The sequence below is a fragment of the Streptomyces incarnatus genome (assembly GCF_001027185.1).
GTDB lineage: Bacteria > Actinomycetota > Actinomycetes > Streptomycetales > Streptomycetaceae > Streptomyces > Streptomyces puniciscabiei.
The window spans coordinates 7,448,301-7,467,154 of the sequence record NZ_CP011497.1; the positions used below are offsets into that span (position 1 = coordinate 7,448,301).

The 18,854-nt window shown below is 72.4% G+C and carries 22 protein-coding genes; 15 read left to right on the forward strand and 7 right to left on the reverse strand.

What is annotated here, in order from left to right; all coding sequences use genetic code 11:
* Positions 1-135: 135 nt before the first annotated feature.
* Positions 136-615, forward strand: coding sequence for a MarR family winged helix-turn-helix transcriptional regulator (locus ABB07_RS33805; protein WP_208903725.1), 480 nt, complete (start codon positions 136-138; stop codon positions 613-615).
* Between the two features lie 10 nt (positions 616-625).
* Here the strand turns inward: ABB07_RS33805 and ABB07_RS33810 are convergent, their stop codons facing one another.
* Positions 626-892, reverse strand: coding sequence for a hypothetical protein (locus ABB07_RS33810; protein WP_208902270.1), 267 nt, complete (start codon positions 890-892; stop codon positions 626-628).
* An 11-nt stretch (positions 893-903) separates the two neighbouring features.
* On the reverse strand, positions 904-1,668 hold the full coding sequence (locus ABB07_RS33815; protein ID WP_208902271.1) for a VOC family protein: 765 nt from the start codon (positions 1,666-1,668) through the stop codon (positions 904-906).
* A 148-nt stretch (positions 1,669-1,816) separates the two neighbouring features.
* Between ABB07_RS33815 and ABB07_RS33820 the strand changes: the two genes are divergently transcribed.
* Positions 1,817-2,656 carry a class I SAM-dependent methyltransferase gene (locus tag ABB07_RS33820; RefSeq protein WP_208902272.1) on the forward strand — a complete coding sequence of 280 codons (840 nt, stop codon included), beginning with the start codon at positions 1,817-1,819 and terminating at the stop codon, positions 2,654-2,656.
* On the opposite strand, the gene ABB07_RS33825 is transcribed toward ABB07_RS33820, so the two are convergent.
* Positions 2,653-3,045 (reverse strand): VOC family protein, encoded by a 393-nt coding sequence (locus ABB07_RS33825; RefSeq protein WP_208902273.1) that lies wholly within the window; start codon positions 3,043-3,045, stop codon positions 2,653-2,655. The genes ABB07_RS33820 and ABB07_RS33825 overlap by 4 nt on opposite strands.
* 69 nt (positions 3,046-3,114) lie before the next feature.
* On the opposite strand from ABB07_RS33825, the gene ABB07_RS33830 reads away from it, so the two are divergent.
* Positions 3,115-3,654: a GNAT family N-acetyltransferase gene (locus ABB07_RS33830; RefSeq protein ID WP_208902274.1), complete on the forward strand. Its 540-nt coding sequence runs from the start codon at positions 3,115-3,117 to the stop codon at positions 3,652-3,654.
* 5 nt (positions 3,655-3,659) lie between these two features.
* Here the strand turns inward: ABB07_RS33830 and ABB07_RS33835 are convergent, their stop codons facing one another.
* On the reverse strand, positions 3,660-4,343 hold the full coding sequence (locus ABB07_RS33835) for a glycerophosphodiester phosphodiesterase (protein ID WP_208902275.1): 684 nt from the start codon (positions 4,341-4,343) through the stop codon (positions 3,660-3,662).
* A gap of 417 nt (positions 4,344-4,760) precedes the next feature.
* On the opposite strand from ABB07_RS33835, the gene ABB07_RS33840 reads away from it, so the two are divergent.
* The 5 genes from ABB07_RS33840 (at position 4,761) to ABB07_RS33860 (ending at position 10,138) form a co-directional block, all read left to right on the forward strand.
* On the forward strand, positions 4,761-6,158 hold the full coding sequence (locus tag ABB07_RS33840) for a DUF6421 family protein (RefSeq protein WP_208902276.1): 1,398 nt from the start codon (positions 4,761-4,763) through the stop codon (positions 6,156-6,158).
* Positions 6,155-6,949, forward strand: a complete 795-nt coding sequence (locus ABB07_RS33845) for an SDR family oxidoreductase (RefSeq protein ID WP_208902277.1) — start codon at positions 6,155-6,157, stop codon at positions 6,947-6,949. Before ABB07_RS33840 ends, ABB07_RS33845 begins: the two co-directional genes overlap by 4 nt.
* On the forward strand, positions 6,946-8,016 hold the full coding sequence (locus tag ABB07_RS33850) for a threonine aldolase family protein (protein WP_208902278.1): 1,071 nt from the start codon (positions 6,946-6,948) through the stop codon (positions 8,014-8,016). The genes ABB07_RS33845 and ABB07_RS33850 overlap by 4 nt, the downstream gene beginning before the upstream one ends.
* A gap of 77 nt (positions 8,017-8,093) precedes the next feature.
* Positions 8,094-8,687 (forward strand): transglutaminase-like domain-containing protein, encoded by a 594-nt coding sequence (locus ABB07_RS33855; protein WP_208902279.1) that lies wholly within the window; start codon positions 8,094-8,096, stop codon positions 8,685-8,687.
* A gap of 56 nt (positions 8,688-8,743) precedes the next feature.
* Entirely contained in the window at positions 8,744-10,138 is a 1,395-nt protein-coding gene (locus tag ABB07_RS33860; protein WP_208902280.1) for a hypothetical protein, read from the forward strand.
* 22 nt (positions 10,139-10,160) lie between these two features.
* On the opposite strand, the gene ABB07_RS33865 is transcribed toward ABB07_RS33860, so the two are convergent.
* From ABB07_RS33865 to ABB07_RS33875, 3 genes are all read right to left on the reverse strand, one after another.
* Positions 10,161-11,171 (reverse strand): hypothetical protein, encoded by a 1,011-nt coding sequence (locus tag ABB07_RS33865; protein WP_208902281.1) that lies wholly within the window; start codon positions 11,169-11,171, stop codon positions 10,161-10,163.
* A 235-nt stretch (positions 11,172-11,406) separates the two neighbouring features.
* On the reverse strand, positions 11,407-12,129 hold the full coding sequence (locus ABB07_RS33870; protein WP_208902282.1) for a lysophospholipid acyltransferase family protein: 723 nt from the start codon (positions 12,127-12,129) through the stop codon (positions 11,407-11,409).
* Between the two features lie 186 nt (positions 12,130-12,315).
* Complete coding sequence (locus tag ABB07_RS33875) at positions 12,316-12,732, reverse strand: DUF4395 domain-containing protein (protein WP_208902283.1); 417 nt, start codon at positions 12,730-12,732, stop codon at positions 12,316-12,318.
* Positions 12,733-12,807: 75 nt separating this feature from the next.
* Between ABB07_RS33875 and ABB07_RS33880 the strand changes: the two genes are divergently transcribed.
* The 7 genes from ABB07_RS33880 to ABB07_RS33905 all read left to right on the forward strand — a co-directional run.
* Positions 12,808-13,221 carry a TlpA family protein disulfide reductase gene (locus ABB07_RS33880; RefSeq protein WP_208903726.1) on the forward strand — a complete coding sequence of 138 codons (414 nt, stop codon included), beginning with the start codon at positions 12,808-12,810 and terminating at the stop codon, positions 13,219-13,221.
* Positions 13,222-13,301: 80 nt separating this feature from the next.
* On the forward strand, positions 13,302-13,382 hold the full coding sequence (locus tag ABB07_RS42100) for a putative leader peptide (protein WP_351560050.1): 81 nt from the start codon (positions 13,302-13,304) through the stop codon (positions 13,380-13,382).
* A gap of 44 nt (positions 13,383-13,426) precedes the next feature.
* Positions 13,427-13,936 carry a flavin reductase family protein gene (locus tag ABB07_RS33885; protein ID WP_208902284.1) on the forward strand — a complete coding sequence of 170 codons (510 nt, stop codon included), beginning with the start codon at positions 13,427-13,429 and terminating at the stop codon, positions 13,934-13,936.
* Between the two features lie 218 nt (positions 13,937-14,154).
* Positions 14,155-14,940: an electron transfer flavoprotein subunit beta/FixA family protein gene (locus ABB07_RS33890; protein ID WP_208902285.1), complete on the forward strand. Its 786-nt coding sequence runs from the start codon at positions 14,155-14,157 to the stop codon at positions 14,938-14,940.
* Between the two features lie 53 nt (positions 14,941-14,993).
* Positions 14,994-15,956 (forward strand): electron transfer flavoprotein subunit alpha/FixB family protein, encoded by a 963-nt coding sequence (locus ABB07_RS33895; protein ID WP_208902286.1) that lies wholly within the window; start codon positions 14,994-14,996, stop codon positions 15,954-15,956.
* A gap of 184 nt (positions 15,957-16,140) precedes the next feature.
* A complete protein-coding gene (locus ABB07_RS33900) occupies positions 16,141-17,439 on the forward strand; it encodes a DUF6986 family protein (RefSeq protein ID WP_208902287.1) in 1,299 nt (432 codons plus the stop codon).
* 121 nt (positions 17,440-17,560) lie between these two features.
* Positions 17,561-18,854, forward strand: a 1,294-nt coding sequence (locus tag ABB07_RS33905) for a serine/threonine-protein kinase (protein ID WP_425264781.1), incomplete at its 3' end; no start/stop codon positions are given.

The window sequence follows — 18,854 nt, forward strand, 5'->3', positions numbered from 1 at the left end:
GACCCGCTTCCGCCCGGCACCGCCCCTGGTGCAGATCCGGCCCGCACCGGACGCCGCGCCGCCGCCGGCCCCGCCGCTCACCACGACACCGCCGCCGCCGATCCCGCCGCTCATCACGACACCGTCGCCGCCGTCGTGCGGCAGTGGCGGGCCGTCCACCCCGAGCTGGACACCGGGCCCATGGAGGTCATCGGCCGGATCAACCGGTGTGCCGCGCTGCTCCAGCAGGCCGAGGACGCGCCGCTGCGCCGGGCCGGGCTCAGCCGTCCGGAGTTCGACCTGCTGGGCGCGCTGCGCCGTACCGGCCACGAGCTGACCCCCGGGGAGCTGGCCCGCGAGACGTTCTCCTCCGGGGCCGCCGTCACCAAGCGGCTCAAGCAGCTGACCGAGCGCGGACTGGTCGAGCGGCGCGGTGACGCCCGTGACCGCCGCGTCGCCCACGTCCGCCTCACCGACGCGGGCCGCGACTTGGTCGACGGCATCCTCCCGGAGCAACTCGCCTACGAAACAGCCGTGTTGAGCGTGTTGGCTCCCCAGGGGCAGCGCGAACTCGCCGGACTGCTCGCCGAGTTGCTCGGTCGCCTGGAGGGCCGGATGGGGGCCCTGCGGGCGTAGGGCAGGGGCGTCAGAGCACGTCGTGCGCCGTACGACGGTACGTGGAGCGACGGTCGACGATGTCGGTCCAGCGGTCGCCGAGGACGTTCCGCGTGATGAGCGGCTCCCGGAGGAAGTCGTGCGGGAAGCCGAGCGGCACGGCGCTCGCCGCGTCCATCCGCTTCACCGCGTCCGCGTCCAGCCGGACCCCGGTGCTCGCGAGCTTCTCGGCCAGGTGCTCCGGCTTCGTGCCGGAGACGATCGGTACGCCGAGGCAAGCAAGGGCCACGGATGGCAAGCCGCGCTCCCTCAGCCCTCCTCGCCGGCCCGGTACACCCCGAACGCCGCGCCCTGCGGATCCCGCAGCACCGCGATGCGCGGGCCGTCGGGCACCGACACGGGGGCCAGGAGGATCGCCCCGCCCGCCCGCTGCGCGACCTCGGTCGTCGCGTCCACGTCGTCCACCGCGAAGTACGGCAGCCAGTGCGGCGGCACCTCAGGCGGGAACCGGTCGCCCATGTCGGCCATGCCGCCGAAGTCGTCGCCGCCGATGCCCCACTGGGTGTACTCCTCCGAGGCGTTGACGCTCCAGCCGAACACCGTGGTGTAGAAGTCCCGGGCCCGCTCGGTGTGCCGGGTCGCCAGTTCCACCCAGCCGAGGGTGCCGGGAGCGTTGAACAGCCCGGCGCCGGGGAAGGACCGCGCCTGCCAGAGCTGGAACACCGCGCCGGTCGGGTCGAGGGCCACCGCGAACCGGCCCACGTCGAACACGTCCATCGGACCGAGGATCACCGTCCCGCCGGCCTCCTCCACCCGCCGTACCGCCGCGTCCGCGTCGGTGACCGCGAACGAGACGTTCCAGGCCACCGGCTGGGACTCCTGGTACAGCGGGGTGAGCGCGGCGACCGCCGCGTCCCCCAGGTGTGCCACCGTGTAGCCGCCCGCCTCCTGCCGCGGGTCGGTCTCCGGCCGCCAGCCGAACAACTCGGTGTAGAACCGCTTGGCCCCCTCCAGGTCGCTGGTCCCGAGCTCGGTCCAGCACGGTCCGCCGGTCACCGGCTTGTCGAACTTCATGAGGGTTCCTTCCGGCCGGGGGCCGCCGTACCGCACAGAGATCTCCTCCGCACGCTAACCCCGGCTCCCGGACCCGGCCATCCGGGACCGTCCCCGGGGCAGGGAAATCGGTTGCCCGCGGCGAGCGGGCCGCGGGAGGGTTCCGGCCATGGACACCGAGGACACCACGGCGCCCGCGCTGGCCGAGGAGATCGCCGAGTACTACGGACGCGACCGGGAGGACGCCCGGCTGCGCACCGGCGCCGGGCGGCTGGAGTTCTGGCGTACCCAGGACGTCCTGCGCAGGCTCCTGCCGCCCGCACTGGCGCGGATCCTGGACGTGGGCGGTGGCAGCGGTGTCCACGCGGAGTGGCTCGCCGCCGACGGCCACGACGTGGAGCTCCTCGACCCGGTGCCCCTGCACGTCGAACGTGCGGCCCGGCTGCCCGGCGTCCGGGCACGCCACGGCGACGCCCGCGCCCTGGACGCCCCGGACGCGTCCGTGGACGTCGTGCTGCTCCTCGGCCCGCTCTACCACCTGCCCGAGCGCCCGGACCGGCTGCGGGCCCTGGCCGAGGCGCGCCGGGTGGTGCGGCCCGGAGGGCTCGTGGTCGCCGCCACCATCAACCGGTTCGCGGGGCTGCACGACACACTCGCCAAGGGCGTGTACTTCGACGCCGACCGGCGCCCGCACATCGAGGCGGCCGCCGGTGACGGGTGGCTGCGTCCGGGCCGCGGGCCCAAGGCGCTGTTCACCACGGCGTACTTCCACGCACCGGAGGAGGTCCCCGCCGAGTTCGCGGACGCCGGCCTGACGGCGCACGGACAGTACGGCCTCGAAGGCGCGGCGTGGCTGATGGGCGACCTCGACTCCTGGCTGACGGATCCACGGCGGCGGGCGCTGGTCCTGGCGGCGCTGCGGCGCACGGAGTCCGTGCCCTCACTGCTCGGAGTCAGCGGCCACCTGCTCACCGCCGGCACCCGCCCCGAGGAGGCGTCCGCGGGCTAGATGCCGGGCCGGTACCGCAGCGGATGGTCCCCCGGGACCTCCACCAGCGCGATGGGGATGCCGTCCGGGTCGGCGATCCACATCTCGACCAGGCCCCACGGCTCCTTCAGCGGTGGCCGGACGATGTCGACGCCCCGGGCCCTGAGCTCCTCGTGCGCGGCCGTCACGTCGCCGACCTGCCACCACAGCCGGACCGCGGGCGACGGCGGGGCCTCGGCCCTCCCGGAGACCTCCAGGAAGCCGCCGCCCAGGAAGTAGACCGTGCCGCGCTCGGGCCCGGTACCGAACTCCCGGTAGACGGACAGCCCCAGCTGCTCGCCGTAGAAGGTCCGGGAGCGCTCGGGGTCGGTGGGGGTGAGCAGGGTCCGGCTGCTGAGTACGTGCACCATGCAGGCGGAGCCTAGGGCAGGGTTACGCTCGACCCTGGTTCTGCCACGCCCGAGACCGAAAGGCCGCCCATGGAAACCGCCGCCACCGGACCCACCTTCCGCGACGCCACCGACGCGGACGTCGACGCGCTGGTCGCGCTGATCGAGTCGGCCTACCGCGGGGACTCCAGCCGGGCCGGGTGGACCACCGAGGCGGACATCCTCCAGGGCCAGCGGACGGATCCGGAGGGTGTGCTGGAAGTGATCAAGTCGCCCGAGAGCAGGCTGCTGGTCGTCGAGCAGGACGGCCGGATCGTCGCCTGCTGCCAGCTGGAACACCGCGGCGACCACGCCTACTTCGGCATGTTCGCGGTCAGCCCCACGCTGCAGGGCGCGGGCCTGGGCAAGACGGTCATGGCGGAGGCCGAGCGCCAGGTCCGCGCGGCCTGGGGCGTCACCGAGATGCACATGACGGTGATCTCCGTACGGGACGACCTGATCGCCTGGTACGAGCGCCGCGGCTACCGCCGTACGGGAAAGATGTCCCCCTTCCCGTACGGCGACGAGCGCTTCGGCATCCCGCAGCGCGACGACCTGCAGTTCGAGCTGCTGGTCAAGAAGCTCGGGTGACCGGGTCAGGCCGTGAAGCGCCCGGTGCGCTTGATCTCCGGGAAGTCGGTCGTCGCGCCGTCCAGTTCCAGGGCGCGGACCAGCCTCAGATGATCCTGGGTGTTGACGACCCAGCCGATGATCCGCAGCCCTGACGCGCGCGCGTGCTCGACGACCTCCAGGGTGAGCCGGCGGATGTTGAGACACAGGGTCGCCGCGCCCACGGCGACCGCGCGCTCCACGACATCCGTGCCGTAGCGGCTCGCGATCAGCGCCGTGCGCACGCCCGGCACCAGCCGGGCGATCTCGGCGATGGCGTCGTCGTGGAACGAGGACACCTGCACGCGCCCGATCAGGTCGCGTTCGTGCATCACCGCCGCCAGGGCCCGTGCGGCGGCGACGTCCTTGATCTCGGCCTGCAGCGGCGTGCGTACCGCGTCCAGCACCTCCTCGAACACCGGCACCCGCTCCCCGCGGCCCGCGTCCAGGGCGCGCAGCTCGGCCAGCGTCTTGTCGGCGATCGGCCCGGTGCCGTCGGTCGTGCGGTCGACCTCCGCGTCGTGCATGACGACCAGGGCGCCGTCCTTGCTGAGGTGCAGATCGAGTTCGATGAGGTCGAGGCCGGCGTTCTGCGCGGCGACGAAGGAACGAAGGGTGTTCTCGGGCTCGACACCCATGACCCCGCGGTGACCGATGGTAAGGAAGTTCAAGGTTCGACTCCGTTCCGTCGACGGCGGCTCGGCGCGCGCGGAACGGGCGGACACCGTCGTCCGCGCGGGCAGAGTCGCAGCCTAACGGCCGGGCCCCGCGATGAACCCGCACGTGCGTGAGGCATCCGGGTTGCGTGGCGGTCGCCGGTTGGCCGGTATGCGCCCCCGCCGTCACCCTCGCGTGGGCGAGTCCCCCGCACTCTTGACGACTCGACGGGACACCGCTCACCACGCGGTGGCACACCGCGCGAAGGTACGGGCTTGCTCGACGGAAGTGAGCGCCGTCACGGTTTACGGCAGGAAAAACATCGGTGACCAAGGGGCAGGACAGAATAATTTCCTGAGCTGCCTCTTGCTGGCTGAAAGCGGGTATGCATACGGTGTCCTTACGCGAGCTTCTCCCGTGGAGGATGGGACATGACGGAAATTCTTGTGCAGGCGGGTGCGGAGGGACGGATTCCTTCGTCGACCAGGGTGGTTGAGCACCCGGCCTGGCCCGTGCTCAAGGATGCCGTGGAGCAGATCCGGCCATGGCAGTCCAAGGACGGATCGATCGACTTCGACGCCGAGGGCGCTCCCGCCAAGTCGGACGCCGAGGCCGCCGTACGGAGTGTCGTGGCCGCGGTCGAGGAGCTGTCCCCGCTGCTCCCGCACGACGAGGCCTACCACCAGGCCCTGGTGAAGGATCTGCGGCGCTGGGCCGAGGGCGGCTTCCAGGTGCCGGACTTCCTGGACTCCCTGCTGGCCTTCCAGCCCGCCGCACACCGCGCGGACGGCCTGCAGCACCTGGTCGTCTTCCCGATGTACACGCAGAACGGCAACCCGGACCGCAACCTGGAGGCGGTCGTGCTGCGCATGGTCTGGCCGGACTGGCTGGCCGAGCTGGAGCGCACCCGTTACGACAACCCGCTGTTCTGCGGCATCACCTTCGAGGACTTCACGTCCGGCTACGACACGAACTCGGCGGTCCTCTTCCCGGAGACGATCGCCGTACGCGAGGCGCCGGAACGTTTCTCCTGGGGTGGCATCTTCTGCGACCGCGAGGCCGCCCGCTTCCGCCGGGTCACCGAGGCCGCCGTCGACATCCTGGGCCTTGAGCTGCCCGAGGACATCGCCGCGATGGTCCACGACCAGAAGCGCTGCGAAGAGGCCTTCGTCCTGTGGGACATGGTCCACGACCGCACCCACAGCCACGGCGACCTGCCGTTCGACCCGTTCATGATCAAGCAGCGGCAGCCGTTCTGGATGTACGGCCTGGAGGAGCTGCGCTGCGACCTCACCGCCTTCAAGGAGGCCGTGAAGCTCCAGGCGGACGGCGTCCCGCAGGCCCGTGACGTGCAGTACGCGGTGCTCTTCGACCGGATGTTCCGCTTCCCGGTCACCGGCGACCGCAACCGCAACTACGACGGCCTCGGCGGCCAGCTCCTCTTCGCCTACCTGCACAGGCACGACGTCCTCCGCTGGACCGACAACAAGCTCTCCATCGACTGGGAGCGCGCCCCGCAGGTCACCAACCAGCTGTGCGCCGAGATCGAGAAGCTCTACAAGGACGGCATCGACCGCCCGAAGCTGGTGCACTGGTTCGCCGGCTACGAGCTGGTCTCGACCTACCTCGCCCCGCACCCCGGCTCGAAGTGGGCCAAGGGTCCGGACGCCCTGGACCTGACCCAGCCGCCGCGCAAGCTCGTGGACGACGTGCTTCCGGACGAGTTTCCGCTGAGCATGTTCTACGAGGCCCTGTCCAAGAAGCTGAAGAATGTGATCGCCTCCACCAAGGGCATCACGGCGGACAGCGCCGAGCGGATCGCCGCGTGAGCGACCGCGTCGAAGAGAACACTGCTTCAGAGGGGAAGAACGTGGCGAACAACGGGTCTCTCAGCGGTGCGGTGATCGCGGTGGCCGGCGCGGGCGGACCCGCCGGACACGCGACGCTGGTCCGGCTCGCCGAGGCCGGCGCGGTCGTCGTCGGCGCCGACAACAACCCCGAGCGGCTGGCGGAGGCCGTGGACGCGGCCCGCTACGCGCGCGGCGGTGCCACGGTCACCGGGGAGACGGTCGACCTGCTCGACCTGGACTCGACCCGGGCCTGGGCCGACCGCATCGAGAAGGAGCACGGCCGGATCGACGGCCTGGTCCACCTGGTCGGCGGCTGGCGCGGCAGCGCGAGCTTCGAGCAGACGAGCCTCGCGGACTGGGACCTGCTGGAGAAGCTGCTGATCCGCACGGTGCAGCACACCTCCCTGGCCTTCTACGAGGGCCTGCAGCGCAGCGACCGCGGCCGGTACCTGCTGATCAGCGCCGCGGGGGCGTCGAAGCCCACCGCGGGCAACGCGGCGTACTCCGCGTCCAAGGCCGCCGCCGAGGCGTGGACGCTCGCCATGGCCGACGGCTTCCGCAAGGCGGGGGGCGAGGCCGGTCCGCGTGCGGCTGCTGCCATCCTGGTGGTGAAGGCGCTGGTGCACGACGCGATGCGCGCCGAACGCCCCAACGCGAAGTTCGCGGGCTTCACGGACGTCAAGGACCTCGCCGCCGAGATCGAGGGCGTCTGGAGCAAGCCCGCCGCGGAAGTGAACGGAAACCGTCTGTGGCTGACCGAGAAGCCGTGAACCCTCCCAAGACCGACGCGCGTCGCCATCACGACCCCGAGGTCCGCGGTTTCGCCAGTGACAACTACGCCGGGGCCCACCCGGAGGTGCTGGCCGCCCTGGCCCTCGCCAACGGCGGCCACCAGGTGGCGTACGGCGAGGACGCGTACACCGAGAACCTCCAGCGGATCATCCGGAGCCACTTCGGGGCCACCGCGGAGGCCTTCCCGGTCTTCAACGGCACCGGCGCGAACGTCGTCGCGCTCCAGGCGGTCACCGACCGCTGGGGCGCGGTGATCTGCGCCGAGAGCGCCCACATCAACGTGGACGAGGGCGGCGCGCCCGAGCGCATGGGCGGGCTGAAGCTGCTCACCGTGCCCACGCCGGACGGCAAGCTCACGCCCGAGCTGATCGACCGGCAGGCCTGGGGCTGGGAGGACGAGCACCGCGCCATGCCGCAGGTCGTGTCGATCACCCAGAGCACCGAGCTCGGCACCCTCTACACGCCGGCGGAGATCCGCGCGATCTGCGAGCACGCCCATGCGCACGGCATGAAGGTGCACCTGGACGGCTCCCGGATAGCCAACGCGGCGGCCTCCCTGAACGTCCCCCTGCGGACGTTCACCGACGCCGTGGGCGTCGACATCCTCTCGCTGGGCGGGACCAAGAACGGCGCCGTCTTCGGCGAGGCGGTCGTGGTCCTCAACCAGGACGCGGTGCGGAAGATGAAGCACCTGCGGAAGATGTCGATGCAGCTGGCCTCCAAGATGCGTTTCGTCTCGGTGCAGTTGGAGGCGCTGCTGGCGAAGGACCTGTGGCTGCGCAACGCCCGGCACGCCAACGACATGGCCCAGCGGCTCGCCGAGGGCGTCCGCGCGGTGCACGGGGTGGAGATCCTCTACCCGGTGCAGGCCAACGGCGTCTTCGCGCGGCTCCCGCACCACGTGTCCGAGCGGCTGCAGCAGCGCTTCCGCTTCTACTTCTGGGACGAGGCCGCCGGGGTGGTGCGCTGGATGTGCTCCTTCGACACCACCGAGGAGGACGTCGACACCTTTGTGGCCGCGCTCAAGGAGGAGATGGCGCGCTAGCCCCGACTATGCATAGGTATGCGGTCACTCGAAAAGTCATTGACCGTCGAGTGGCCGCGTTCCTATGCTCTGCGGGCATGGAGCTGATCCAGAACACCGCCGATCTGTCCGCGTATCTGGCCGCGGATGAGGCCATCGACCATCACCATCCCGTGGTCCGGGAGACGGCCCGGAGGCTGGCCGCCAGGGCGGCCGACTCGTATGCCTATGCGCGGGCCGCCTATGAATTCGTCCGGGACACGATCCCGCACTCCCAGGACTCCGGCGACCTGCGTGTCACCTGGCGCGCCTCCGAGGTCATCGAGCGGCGCACGGGCATCTGCCACGCCAAGGCACACGCGCTGACGGCCCTGCTGCGCGCGGAGGACATCCCGACGGCCCTGTGCTACCAGCGGCTGACGCATGACGACGGAACCGGCCATGTGCTGCACGGACTGGTCGCCGTCCGCTTCCACGGCGCCTGGCACCGGCAGGACCCGCGCGGCAACAAGCCCGGCGTGGACGCCGAGTTCTCGCTGGACGGCGAGCGGCTGGCCTGGATCCCCGACCCCGCGGCCGGCGAGCTCGACCACCCGGTCCTGTACGCCGCACCGCACCCGGTCGTCCTCGACGCCCTGAAGGCGGCCCCGGACCGGCCGTACCTGTGGAAGACGCTGCCCGACGCACTCTGAGGGCGCGGGGCACCCCGCCCGGCGGCGGCGCGATCACACTCGCTAATCTCCCCGCCATGAGCGACGGGGGAGCAGCGGAAGACGACATCAGCGGCGCGGAGCGGACGCCGGATCCGGCGGCGTCCGCCACACCGGGCGAGGGCGGCGGCGCCCGCGGCGCGGACACGGCCGGCCCGGGTCGGGAAGCCGTGGGCGCGCGGGATCCGGAGTCCGGCGAACGGGACGGCGATTCCGCCGCGCCCGAGCAGGGCCGCGCCGGTCCGCGGGAGACGGGCGCCGATGGTGCGGTGGACGGACGGGGCGGCGTCGGTTCCGGTGGCCGGTTCGCTCGGCTGCGGAGGCACAAGGTGCTCGCCTCGGCCGTGGCGTCGGCCCTGGTCGCGGGTGCCGTCGCGGTGCCGCTCGCGCTCGGCGCCTGGGACGACCCGTGCAAGGAACTGCCCGCCGCCACGCGCGAGTTGGCGGAGCAGGCCCCGGCGGCGGCGACCCGGGCCCTGGACCCCCGGGACGACATGTCCCGCTACGACGCCGTGACGCGGCTCCTGCCGTCCGGCACGCTGTGCGGGGACGGCGGGCGGGTGCTCGGGCAGGTGCTGGACGCAGCCACCGGCGCATCCGACGCCGGCAAGCCGCACTCCACGGCCCAGTCGCGCGTCGTCTACGCGATTGCCGCGAGCTACCAGGACACCGATGTGCCGCCCGGTGCGGAGCCGGGCGTGGCCCGTGTACTCGCCGGCTACGTCGCCGACACCACCCCGTTCTCCTTCGACGACCCCGAAGCCGACACCCCGGCGGCCACCGGCGCGCAGGCCGCCCCCGACCAGGCGGGATGGTCCCGCTTCGGCCACTTCCTCGCGCCCGGCGAGGCGCACCCGGAGTTCGGGTTCACCCACAGCGGCCTGCTGACCGCCACCCCGGCGCGGCTCTTCGAGGACGTGGCCAGGGATCCGGAGGCGTTCGCGATCCTGTACGACGCCGAGCGGGCCTACCTCGCCCACTACCTGGAGCGTCTCACCGCCGAGGGCACGGACCCGGACTACCACCCCGAGAAGGAGCCGGGAGAGGACGAGACGGCCCCCACAGCCGGACCCGAGAGAGACCTCAACGACATGGCCAGACGCGTCGGCACCCTCATGTACGCGCGAGCCAACGGCGCCCGTGACGGCCGCATCACCGACCTCGGCTCCTTCGACGCGGCCGTGCGGCGGCACACCCGGGGCGCCTACCGGGCGGCCCCGCGGCAGGTGACCTCCCGGCCCCCGATGAGCGGCATCGCCCGCCGGCCGGCGAGCGGTGCCGTACCGGGCGATCTCATGGACGGGCGCCGTCAGTTGTTCCTGACGGTGGACGCCTGGGCGAAGGCCCGCGGGGTACCGGCCGAGCGGGCGTCGGCCATCCGGCAGGTCCTCGACGACGGATACGTGCAGACGTACCGCTACGGGCCGATGTGAGGGCGCCCGTGCCGGGGGAGCGTCAGCCGGTCATGCGCAGGCCCGTGCAGCCGCGCCGCTCGACCTGGTCCGCCGCGAAGGCCCTGAGCAGCCTGCGCTGCTCCGCCGTGCCGACGCCCGGGATGCGCTGCTCGGCGCTGACCGCGAAGTTGGCCGCCTCCCCGGCACAGCGGGCGGTCGCCGTCAGGGCCTGGCGCACCCCGTCGTCCGAGACCAGGCGGTTGCTCCAGTCGCCGTACCAGGCCGAGAGGTGCAGATACTCGGAGGAGGTCGGCGAAGCCGCCCGGTCCAGGTCGCACCGCACGGCCGGAGCCGTGTCGTTCACCAGCGGCTCGACGTGCCACTGCGCGGACCGGGGGAGCCCAGCGTGCGCCACCCAGCCGCAGCCGGTGCCCGCCGCCTCGGTCACCGGTACCGGATCCTCACCCTTGTCGGGATCCGGCGGCGCGGCGTCCCCCTTCGGCACCGTCAGCGGCGTGGCGCCGCAACCCAGGTGCCGCGAGGCGGAGTTGACGAGCGGGACGACCGTCTCGTAAACGGCGTGGCTGGTCCGGGCGGTGGCGTAGCCGAGGTCCGCGCTCACCAGCATCCTGCGCGGCCTGCCCATCGCGTCCTTGCCGAGATCCGGACAGCGCACCAGGAACTGCAGGTCACCGAACTGGTCGACGTAGCCGGGCAGATCCTGCGGCATGGGGTACATGCGCGAGATGCCCGCCCGCGGGAAGTCGAAGAGGAACTCGGCGTCCTGGTCGTCCCGCCCGGTGTAGGCGGTCATCCGCACCACCAGCGTCGCATCGCCGCGGCCCTCGAAGCGCAGGCTGCATCCGTAGTCGCCCAGCCGGGGGTGCGCCGTGGTGTCCGCCTTGGTGAAGTGGCCGCCACCGGCCGCGAGTTTCCGCAGCGGCCCGGAGGGGAGCGCACCGTCGCAGGCGGTGCGCACGAGCCACCAGTCCCGCACGTACGGCGCGCAGATCCAGCCGCCCAGAGCCAGCACGGCCGCAGCCGCCAACGTCACCTTCCACCAGCGCCGCATCCACGAGCCCCCGTACAGCGATCCGCACACGAGAGCCGTCCGGCCCTCCCGTCACGCTCGCGAACCCTACCGACAGCCGCGCTGTGCGCTTGTCGCCGGGTGCCGCAACCCGCTCAGGGGCGCGGGGCTGTGTCTGATACCGCGGCTTCGCCGCATGGGCGCGACCAGCCCCCACCGGCCCGTAGGACGACGAACCACCGAAGCCTCCCGAGCCCCCCGGCCGAGGCGACGCACGTCAGCCCGCCGCCCGCAGCTCCTCCGCCGTAGGTGCCGTACCCCCCAGATGGGCGGGCAGCCACCAGGAGTCCTCGGGGCCCTTGGGGCGGCCCGGGTAGGCGCGCTGCGCGGCGTCCAGCAGTTCCTGGACGCGCTCGCGCAGCCGGCGGGTTATGGCGCCCGCGTACTGGTCGCGGGGTGCCTCGACCGCCTCGCCGACGCGGATGGTGACGGGCAGGTGGTTGCGCTTGAAGTTGCGGGGCTGGCCCTTCGTCCACAGCCGCTGGGTGCCCCACACGGCCATCGGGACCAGCGGGACGCCGGCGTCCTGGGCGAGCCGTGCCGCACCGGACTTGAAGCTCTTCAGCGTGAACGACTGCGAGATGGTGGCCTCCGGGAAGACCCCGACGACCTCACCGGAGCGCAGCGAGTCCAGCGCGTGCGCGTAGGCCGCCTCGCCCTGATTGCGGTCCACCGGGATGTGCTTCATGCCGCGCATCAGCGGGCCGGAGATGCGGTGGCGGAAGACGGACTCCTTCGCCATGAAGCGCACCAGGCGCTTCTGCGGCAGGGCCGCCAGGCCGTTGAAGACGAAGTCCAGGTAGCTGATGTGATTGCTCACCAGCACGGCGCCGCCCGAGCGCGGGATGTTCTCCGACCCCTGGCAGTCGATCTTCAGGTCCCAGACCTTGAACAACGTCTTGGCGAAACCGATGACGGGACGGTAGACCAGCTCTGCCATGGGCGGGGCGGACCCTTTCTGCTCTGCTCGGGAAAGGGGCTCCCGGCGGGAAGTTACGCGGCCGTAGGTTTACGGCGTCTCGCAGATCGTGCCCGAAGAACGGACGGGTAGCCAGTCCTCGTGCCCGGCGGCGGCGAGATTCTCGTCACGTCGGCCTACATCCGGCCTCGGCTCTTCGAGTGTCCATTACTCCGCCCGTGCCGTGACCCTCTTCAGGAGCAGGAACATCTCGCACCCCAGGCAGTAGCCGAACGCCGCGTTCAGGAACGCCGCGGCGAGCGCCGCGCCGGTCGCGAGCAGCCCCAGCCACTGCGGTCCCACCGTGAACCCGACGAGACCGAGCCCCGCGAACACCAGCCCCACGGCCTGCGCGAACCGCGGCGGCTCGGACGCCTCGAACTCCTTCGGCGGCCCGAGCCGCGGCCGCACGGCCGTACGGAACGCCCAGCCGTACGGCGAGCGCTGCACACCCGCGGCCGCTCCCAGCGCGAACGCCAGCGTCTGCCAGCCCAGCACCCAGGCGTTCTCCAGGCTCAGTGCCACCGCCAGAACGGCCGTCGTCACGGCCGCCCCGAAGCGCGGCCCTCTCACGTCGATGTCCATGAATCAAGCATTCCGCAACGGAAACTCCCGCGGGAGGCGGGAATCTTTTCAGTCTGATGAATGCTTGGGCAGGTGATGACCGGAGTGGTGATGTGCGTGACGGTGCTCGTCGTGGCGAGCGCCGCCGGAGTGCTGCACAAGTGGCGGAGCGGGAGAGTACGCGTGCGCGGGCGGGACGAGGGCAAGCGGCTCGGAGCCGCCGAACTGGGCGGCGAGCTCGGTGAGCGGGCCACGCTGGTCCAGTTCTCCAGCGCCTTCTGCGCGCCCTGCCGGGCCACCCGGCGTGTCCTCGGCGAGGTCGCCGGAATGGTCCCCGGGGTGACCCACATCGAGATCGACGCGGAGGCCCGGCTCGACCTCGTACGCGAACTCGGCATCCTCAAGACGCCCACCGTGCTGGTGCTCGACGCCGGCGGACGGGTCGTACGGCGGGCCGCCGGACAGCCCCGCAAGGCCGACGTCATCGCGGCACTGGGGGAGGCGGTGTGAGGGGGCCTCAGGCGGTACGGCGTCTTCCGCATCCCGGATCCCGCTTGACTGGGCGCACCAACTATCGTCAGCCTGACCGTATGCCGATCGAACTCCTTCTCCACGGGCGGGTCCACGTCGACCTCGCACGCACCGCGAGCGCCATCTGTCCGGCGTGTTGAGCACCGACGGACCCGCTCGCGATCCCCAGCAGAAGGACAACTCCATGACGGCCTCGCCCGACCTCGGCACCGTTCAGCTCGCCTCGCCCGACCTGTTGCGCTCCACGTTCCGCCGGCACGCCGCCGGTGTGGCGGTGATCACCGCGCGTGGCGCCACCGGACCGGTGGGCTTCACCGCCACCTCCCTCACCTCGGTCTCCGCCGAGCCCCCGCTCGTCTCCTTCGGCATCGGCACGGGCGCCTCGAGCTGGCCCGCGATAGCCGAGACGGAGCACATAGGCGTCCACATACTCGGCGAGCACCAGCGCGAGCTGGCCGCCACCTTCGCCCGCAGCGGTGCCGACCGTTTCGGCGAGCCGACCGCCTGGCGCGAGGGCCCGGAAGGCGTACCGGTGCTGGACGACGTGCTCGCCTGGCTGGTCTGCCGGATCGTGGGCCGGGTCCCGGCCGGCGATCACCGGATCGTGCTCGCCGAGGTGGTGCTCGGCGACCCCTCCGGCTCCGGCCGTCCGCTCCTCTACCACCAGGGCCGCTTCAACGGTCTGCGGGACTGATCACACCGCGGCCGTCCTGCGGAGCCGTCGAGTTCCGGTTACGCTGCGTTGCGAAGGTCACAGTTCAAAGCGCTTGCTTAGCGGGCATGAACTGGGTGTACTGACGAGTAATATTTCGGTCGGAGCGCGCGGACGCCCCGACCGGGATCGGCCGCTTGAGGCGCCTATGCTGCGTGCAAGAGGCAGCCCGGAAATGACGATGCAGTAGGAGAGCCGGCGTGAGCTTGAGGATCGTTGTCACTGTGAAGTACGTGCCCGACGCCACTGGCGACCGGCACTTCGCCGATGACCTGACCGTCGACCGCGACGACGTGGACGGTCTGCTCTCCGAGCTGGACGAGTACGCGGTCGAGCAGGCCCTGCAGATCGCGGAGAACGCGGACGACGCCGAGGTCACCGTCCTGACGGTGGGCCCGGAGGACGCCAAGGACGCGCTCCGCAAGGCCCTGTCGATGGGTGCCGACAAGGCCATCCACGTCGAGGACGACGACCTGCACGGCACCGACGCCATCGGCACCTCCCTGGTGCTGGCCAAGGCGATCGAGAAGGCCGGCTTCGACCTGGTCGTCTCCGGCATGGCCTCCACCGACGGCACCATGGGCGTCGTACCGGCGCTGGTCGCCGAGCGCCTGGGCGTCCCGCAGGTCACCCTGCTGTCCGAGGTCTCGGTCGAGGACGGCACGGTCAAGGGCCGCCGCGACGGCGACGCCGCCTCCGAGCAGCTCGAGGCGCAGCTCCCGGCCCTGATCTCCGTGACCGACCAGTCCGGTGAGGCCCGCTACCCGTCCTTCAAGGGCATCATGGCGGCCAAGAAGAAGCCGGTGGAGTCCTGGGACCTGTCCGACCTGGACATCGAGGCCGAGGAGGTCGGCCTGGACGGCGCGTTCACCAAGGTCGAGGCCGCGAACGAGCGCCCGGCCCGCACGGCCGGCACCATCGTCAAGGACGAGGGCGAGGGCGGCAAGCAGCTCGCTGAGTTCCTCGCGAGCCAGAAGTTCATCTAAGGGCTCGCCCCCGCTGACCGCCCCTCAACTTCGTTACGCAGGAGAGCAATCCCATGGCTGAAGTCCTCGTCTACGTCGACCACGTGGACGGTGCCGTCCGCAAGCCGACCCTCGAGCTGCTGACCCTGGCCCGCCGCATCGGCGAGCCCGTCGCCGTCGCGCTGGGCAACGGCGCCGCCGACACCGCCGCCACCCTCGCCGAGCACGGCGCCGTGAAGGTCCTCACCCACGACGCCTCCGAGTACGCCGAGTACCTGGTCGTGCCGAAGGTGGACGCCCTGCAGGCCGCCTACGAGGCCGTCTCCCCGGCCGCCGTGCTGGTCCCGTCCTCCGCCGAGGGCAAGGAGATCGCCGCCCGCCTGGCGCTGCGCATCGGCTCCGGCATCATCACCGACGCCGTCGACCTGGAGGCCGGCGACGAGGGCCCGGTGGCCACCCAGTCGGTGTTCGCCGCGTCCTTCACCACCAAGTCCCGCGTCGTCAAGGGCACCCCGGTCATCACGGTCAAGCCGAACTCGGCCGCCGTGGAGGCCGCGCCGGCCGCCGGTGCGGTCGAGGCCCTGTCCGTCTCCTTCTCCGAGAAGGCGACCGGCACCAAGATCACCGCTCGTACGCCGCGTGAGTCGACGGGCCGCCCGGAGCTGACCGAGGCCGCGATCGTGGTCTCCGGCGGCCGTGGCGTCAACGGCGCCGAGAACTTCTCGATCATCGAGGCGCTGGCCGACTCCCTCGGCGCGGCCGTCGGTGCCTCGCGCGCCGCCGTCGACGCCGGCTGGTACCCGCACACCAACCAGGTCGGCCAGACCGGTAAGTCGGTCTCGCCGCAGCTGTACATCGCCAACGGCATCTCCGGCGCGATCCAGCACCGTGCCGGTATGCAGACCTCCAAGACGATCGTGGCCGTCAACAAGGACGCCGAGGCCCCGATCTTCGAGCTGGTCGACTTCGGCGTGGTCGGCGACCTGTTCGACGTCGTCCCGCAGCTGACCGAGGAGATCAAGACCCGCAAGGGCTGAGCCTCACCCAGGCGCGTCCGAGGCCCCGGTGACCGACGCGGTCACCGGGGCCTCGGTGCATCCTGGTGACGGTCCGCCGGGCGCCGACCACGGTCCGGACGGGGTGTTGACCAGCGAGAACCACCCGGATAACTTCATTCTACGGATTGTTGATTCCGTACAGCGGAAAATTGGAGGGTGTGGGATGGGTCAGCAGGAGAAGGTGGCGACGAGCCTCGCGGGCGCCGTGAGCGAGGAGATCAGCGCCTCCCTCGCGCCGGTCGACGCGGAGCTGGAGCGCCGCTACCCCGGGGACCCCGGCACCCGGCAGCCCGTCCACACCGTCTACGTGCCCGGCGACGCCTTCGCCGCCGACACCATCCGCTCCTGGGGCGACCAGGCCCTCGCCGCCCTCGACGAACACGCCCCCGACGCCGCCTCGTTCGCGGCCGTCCTCGGCCTGTCGGACGAGCTCGCCGAGCCGGTGTACTCCCGCGTCCGGGCCAAGCTGGAACACGAGCCGATCGAAGACCTCCGCGTCGACTTCGAGGACGGCTACGGCCCCCGCCCCGACGCCGAGGAGGACCGGGCGGCGGCCCGCGCGGCCCGGCTGATCGCGGATGCCTGCCGGAACGGCACGGCGGCGCCGTACATGGGCATCCGCATGAAGTGCATGGAGGCGGCGGTACGCGACCGGGGCATCCGTACCCTCGACGTCTTCCTCACCGGCCTGATCGCGTCGGGCGGCCTGCCCGAGGGCCTGGTGCTGACCCTGCCGAAGGTGACGTACCCCGAGCAGGTGACCGCGTTCGCGCGCCTGCTGGAGGCCTTCGAGAAGGCGCACGGCCTGGACGCCGGCCGGCTCGGCTTCGAGATCCAGATCGAGACCAGCCAGTCCATCCTCGCCACCGACGGCACCGCCACCGTCGCCCGGATGATCCAGGCCGCCGAGGGCCGCGCCACCGGGCTGCACTACGGCACCTTCGACTACAGCGCCTGCCTCGGGGTCTCCGCCGCCTACCAGGCCAGCGACCACCCGGCCGCCGACCACGCCAAGGCGGTCATGCAGGTCGCGGCGGCGGGCACCGGGGTGCGCGTCTCCGACGGCTCGACCAACGTCCTGCCCGTCGGCCCCACCTCCAAGGTCCACGACGCCTGGCGCCTGCACTACGGCCTCACCCGCCGCGCCCTGGCCCGCGCCTACTACCAGGGCTGGGACATGCACCCCGGCCACATCCCGACCCGCTACGCCGCCGTCTTCGCCTTCTACCGCGAGGGCTTCGAGCAGGCCGCCGGCCGCCTCGCCCGGTACGCCAACCGGGCCGGCGGCGACGTCATGGACGAGCCCGCCACCGCCAAGGCCCTCAGCGGCTACCTGCTGCGCGGCCTGGACTGCGGTGCCCTCGACATCGCCGAGGTCGCCCGCCTCACCGGCCTGACCCGCGCCGACCTGGAGGGCTTCGCCGCTCCCCGGCGCGGGGACCTGACGGCCTCCGCCAAGTAGAGGTCGCGGACCGGTCGCCGACCCCCGGCCGGGGGACCGGCTGTCACCGCCGCCCCGTACGCTGGACGCCACGCATCGACCAGGCGGACGTGGCAGAGGACGGCACAGGGACGGGGCGGCGGTGTCTTCGGGGGAGCAGGGGCCCAAGGAGTACGGGAACACGGATGGCGGGGCCGGCCGGCTGCTGGCCGGGCGCTACCGCGTCACCGCGCGGCTCGGACGCGGCGGCATGGGCGTGGTCTGGCGGGCGGTGGACGAGGTCCTCGGCCGCGAGGTCGCCGTCAAGGAGCTGCGCACCTACACGGACGCGGCCGGACCGGAACTGTCCGAGTTGCGGCTGCGCATGCGGCGCGAGGCCCGGGCCGCCGCCCGGGTCCGCCACCCCGGTGTCGTCGCCGTGCACGACGTGACCGAGGTCGACGGACGCCCGCTCATCGTCATGGAGCTGATCGACGGTCCCTCCCTCGACGACGTCCTGCGCGAGCGCGGCACCCTCGACCCGTACGAGGCCGCGCGCGTGGGCGCCGAGATCCTCGACGCCCTGGCCGCCGCCCATCGCGCCGGCGTCCTGCACCGCGACGTCAAACCCGGCAACATCCTCCTCGACCGCTCCGGCCGCGTCGTCCTGACCGACTTCGGCATCGCCACCATGGACGACCCCGGAGACGGCTCGGCCACCCGTCTCACCCGCAGCGGTGAACTCGTCGGCTCCCTCGACTACCTGGCCCCCGAGCGCGCCCAGGGCGCCGAGCCCGGCGCCCCCGCCGACGTGTGGGCCGTCGGCGCCACCCTCTACGCGGCCGTCGAGGGCGCCTCGCCCTTCCGCCGTACGTCCACCTACTCGACGCTCACCGCGATCGTCTCCGAGCCCCTGCCCGAGCCCCGCCGGGCGGGGCCGCTGGCGCCGGTACTGCGACGCCTGATGGACAAGCGCCCGGACGCCCGCCCGGACGCCGAGGAGGCCCGCGAGGCGCTGCGCGCGGCGGCCCGGACGCGGACCTCGGACGTCCCGACGGCCACCCTGCGCCCGACGCCGCCCGTGGCGCCCGACACGACGGAAGTGACGGGACACGGTGCGCCGTCGTGGGCACCGCCCCCGGAGTTCGGTCCGGTACGGCCGGGCGCGGGCGGTCCGGTTCAGCCGGCCGCGACCGCTCCCGTACAGGCGGCCGCGACAACTCCCGTACCGGGCGCGGCGGGACCGCCCGGACCGGCCGCCGCGTACGCCCCCGGCACTACCGCTGCCGTCCACGGCCCCGGCGCCCCGGCCGCTGCCCACGGCCCGGTTGCTCCGGCCGGTGCTCCGGTGGCCTCGGTGCCTTGCTCCGCCGGGGCTCCCGGCGTTCCCACCGGGCCGGGGTCCGCCTTGCCGTCCGGTGCCCCCACCGGGTCCATGGGCACCCCACCGGGTTCCT

Excerpts from the sequence above, each read along its gene's own strand:
- ABB07_RS33815 (WP_208902271.1), bottom strand. The coding sequence starts at position 1,668 with ATGAAGTTCGACAAGCCGGTGACCGGCGGACCGTGCTGGACCGAGCTC.
- ABB07_RS33820 (WP_208902272.1), top strand. The coding sequence starts at position 1,817 with ATGGACACCGAGGACACCACGGCGCCCGCGCTGGCCGAGGAGATCGCC.
- ABB07_RS33825 (WP_208902273.1), bottom strand. The coding sequence starts at position 3,045 with ATGGTGCACGTACTCAGCAGCCGGACCCTGCTCACCCCCACCGACCCC.
- ABB07_RS33830 (WP_208902274.1), top strand. The coding sequence starts at position 3,115 with ATGGAAACCGCCGCCACCGGACCCACCTTCCGCGACGCCACCGACGCG.
- ABB07_RS33840 (WP_208902276.1), top strand. The coding sequence starts at position 4,761 with ATGACGGAAATTCTTGTGCAGGCGGGTGCGGAGGGACGGATTCCTTCG.
- ABB07_RS33855 (WP_208902279.1), top strand. The coding sequence starts at position 8,094 with ATGGAGCTGATCCAGAACACCGCCGATCTGTCCGCGTATCTGGCCGCG.
- ABB07_RS33860 (WP_208902280.1), top strand. The coding sequence starts at position 8,744 with ATGAGCGACGGGGGAGCAGCGGAAGACGACATCAGCGGCGCGGAGCGG.
- ABB07_RS33865 (WP_208902281.1), bottom strand. The coding sequence starts at position 11,171 with ATGCGGCGCTGGTGGAAGGTGACGTTGGCGGCTGCGGCCGTGCTGGCT.
- ABB07_RS33870 (WP_208902282.1), bottom strand. The coding sequence starts at position 12,129 with ATGGCAGAGCTGGTCTACCGTCCCGTCATCGGTTTCGCCAAGACGTTG.
- ABB07_RS33875 (WP_208902283.1), bottom strand. The coding sequence starts at position 12,732 with ATGGACATCGACGTGAGAGGGCCGCGCTTCGGGGCGGCCGTGACGACG.
- ABB07_RS33880 (WP_208903726.1), top strand. The coding sequence starts at position 12,808 with ATGACCGGAGTGGTGATGTGCGTGACGGTGCTCGTCGTGGCGAGCGCC.
- ABB07_RS42100 (WP_351560050.1), top strand. The coding sequence starts at position 13,302 with ATGCCGATCGAACTCCTTCTCCACGGGCGGGTCCACGTCGACCTCGCA.
- ABB07_RS33885 (WP_208902284.1), top strand. The coding sequence starts at position 13,427 with ATGACGGCCTCGCCCGACCTCGGCACCGTTCAGCTCGCCTCGCCCGAC.
- ABB07_RS33895 (WP_208902286.1), top strand. The coding sequence starts at position 14,994 with ATGGCTGAAGTCCTCGTCTACGTCGACCACGTGGACGGTGCCGTCCGC.
- ABB07_RS33900 (WP_208902287.1), top strand. The coding sequence starts at position 16,141 with ATGGGTCAGCAGGAGAAGGTGGCGACGAGCCTCGCGGGCGCCGTGAGC.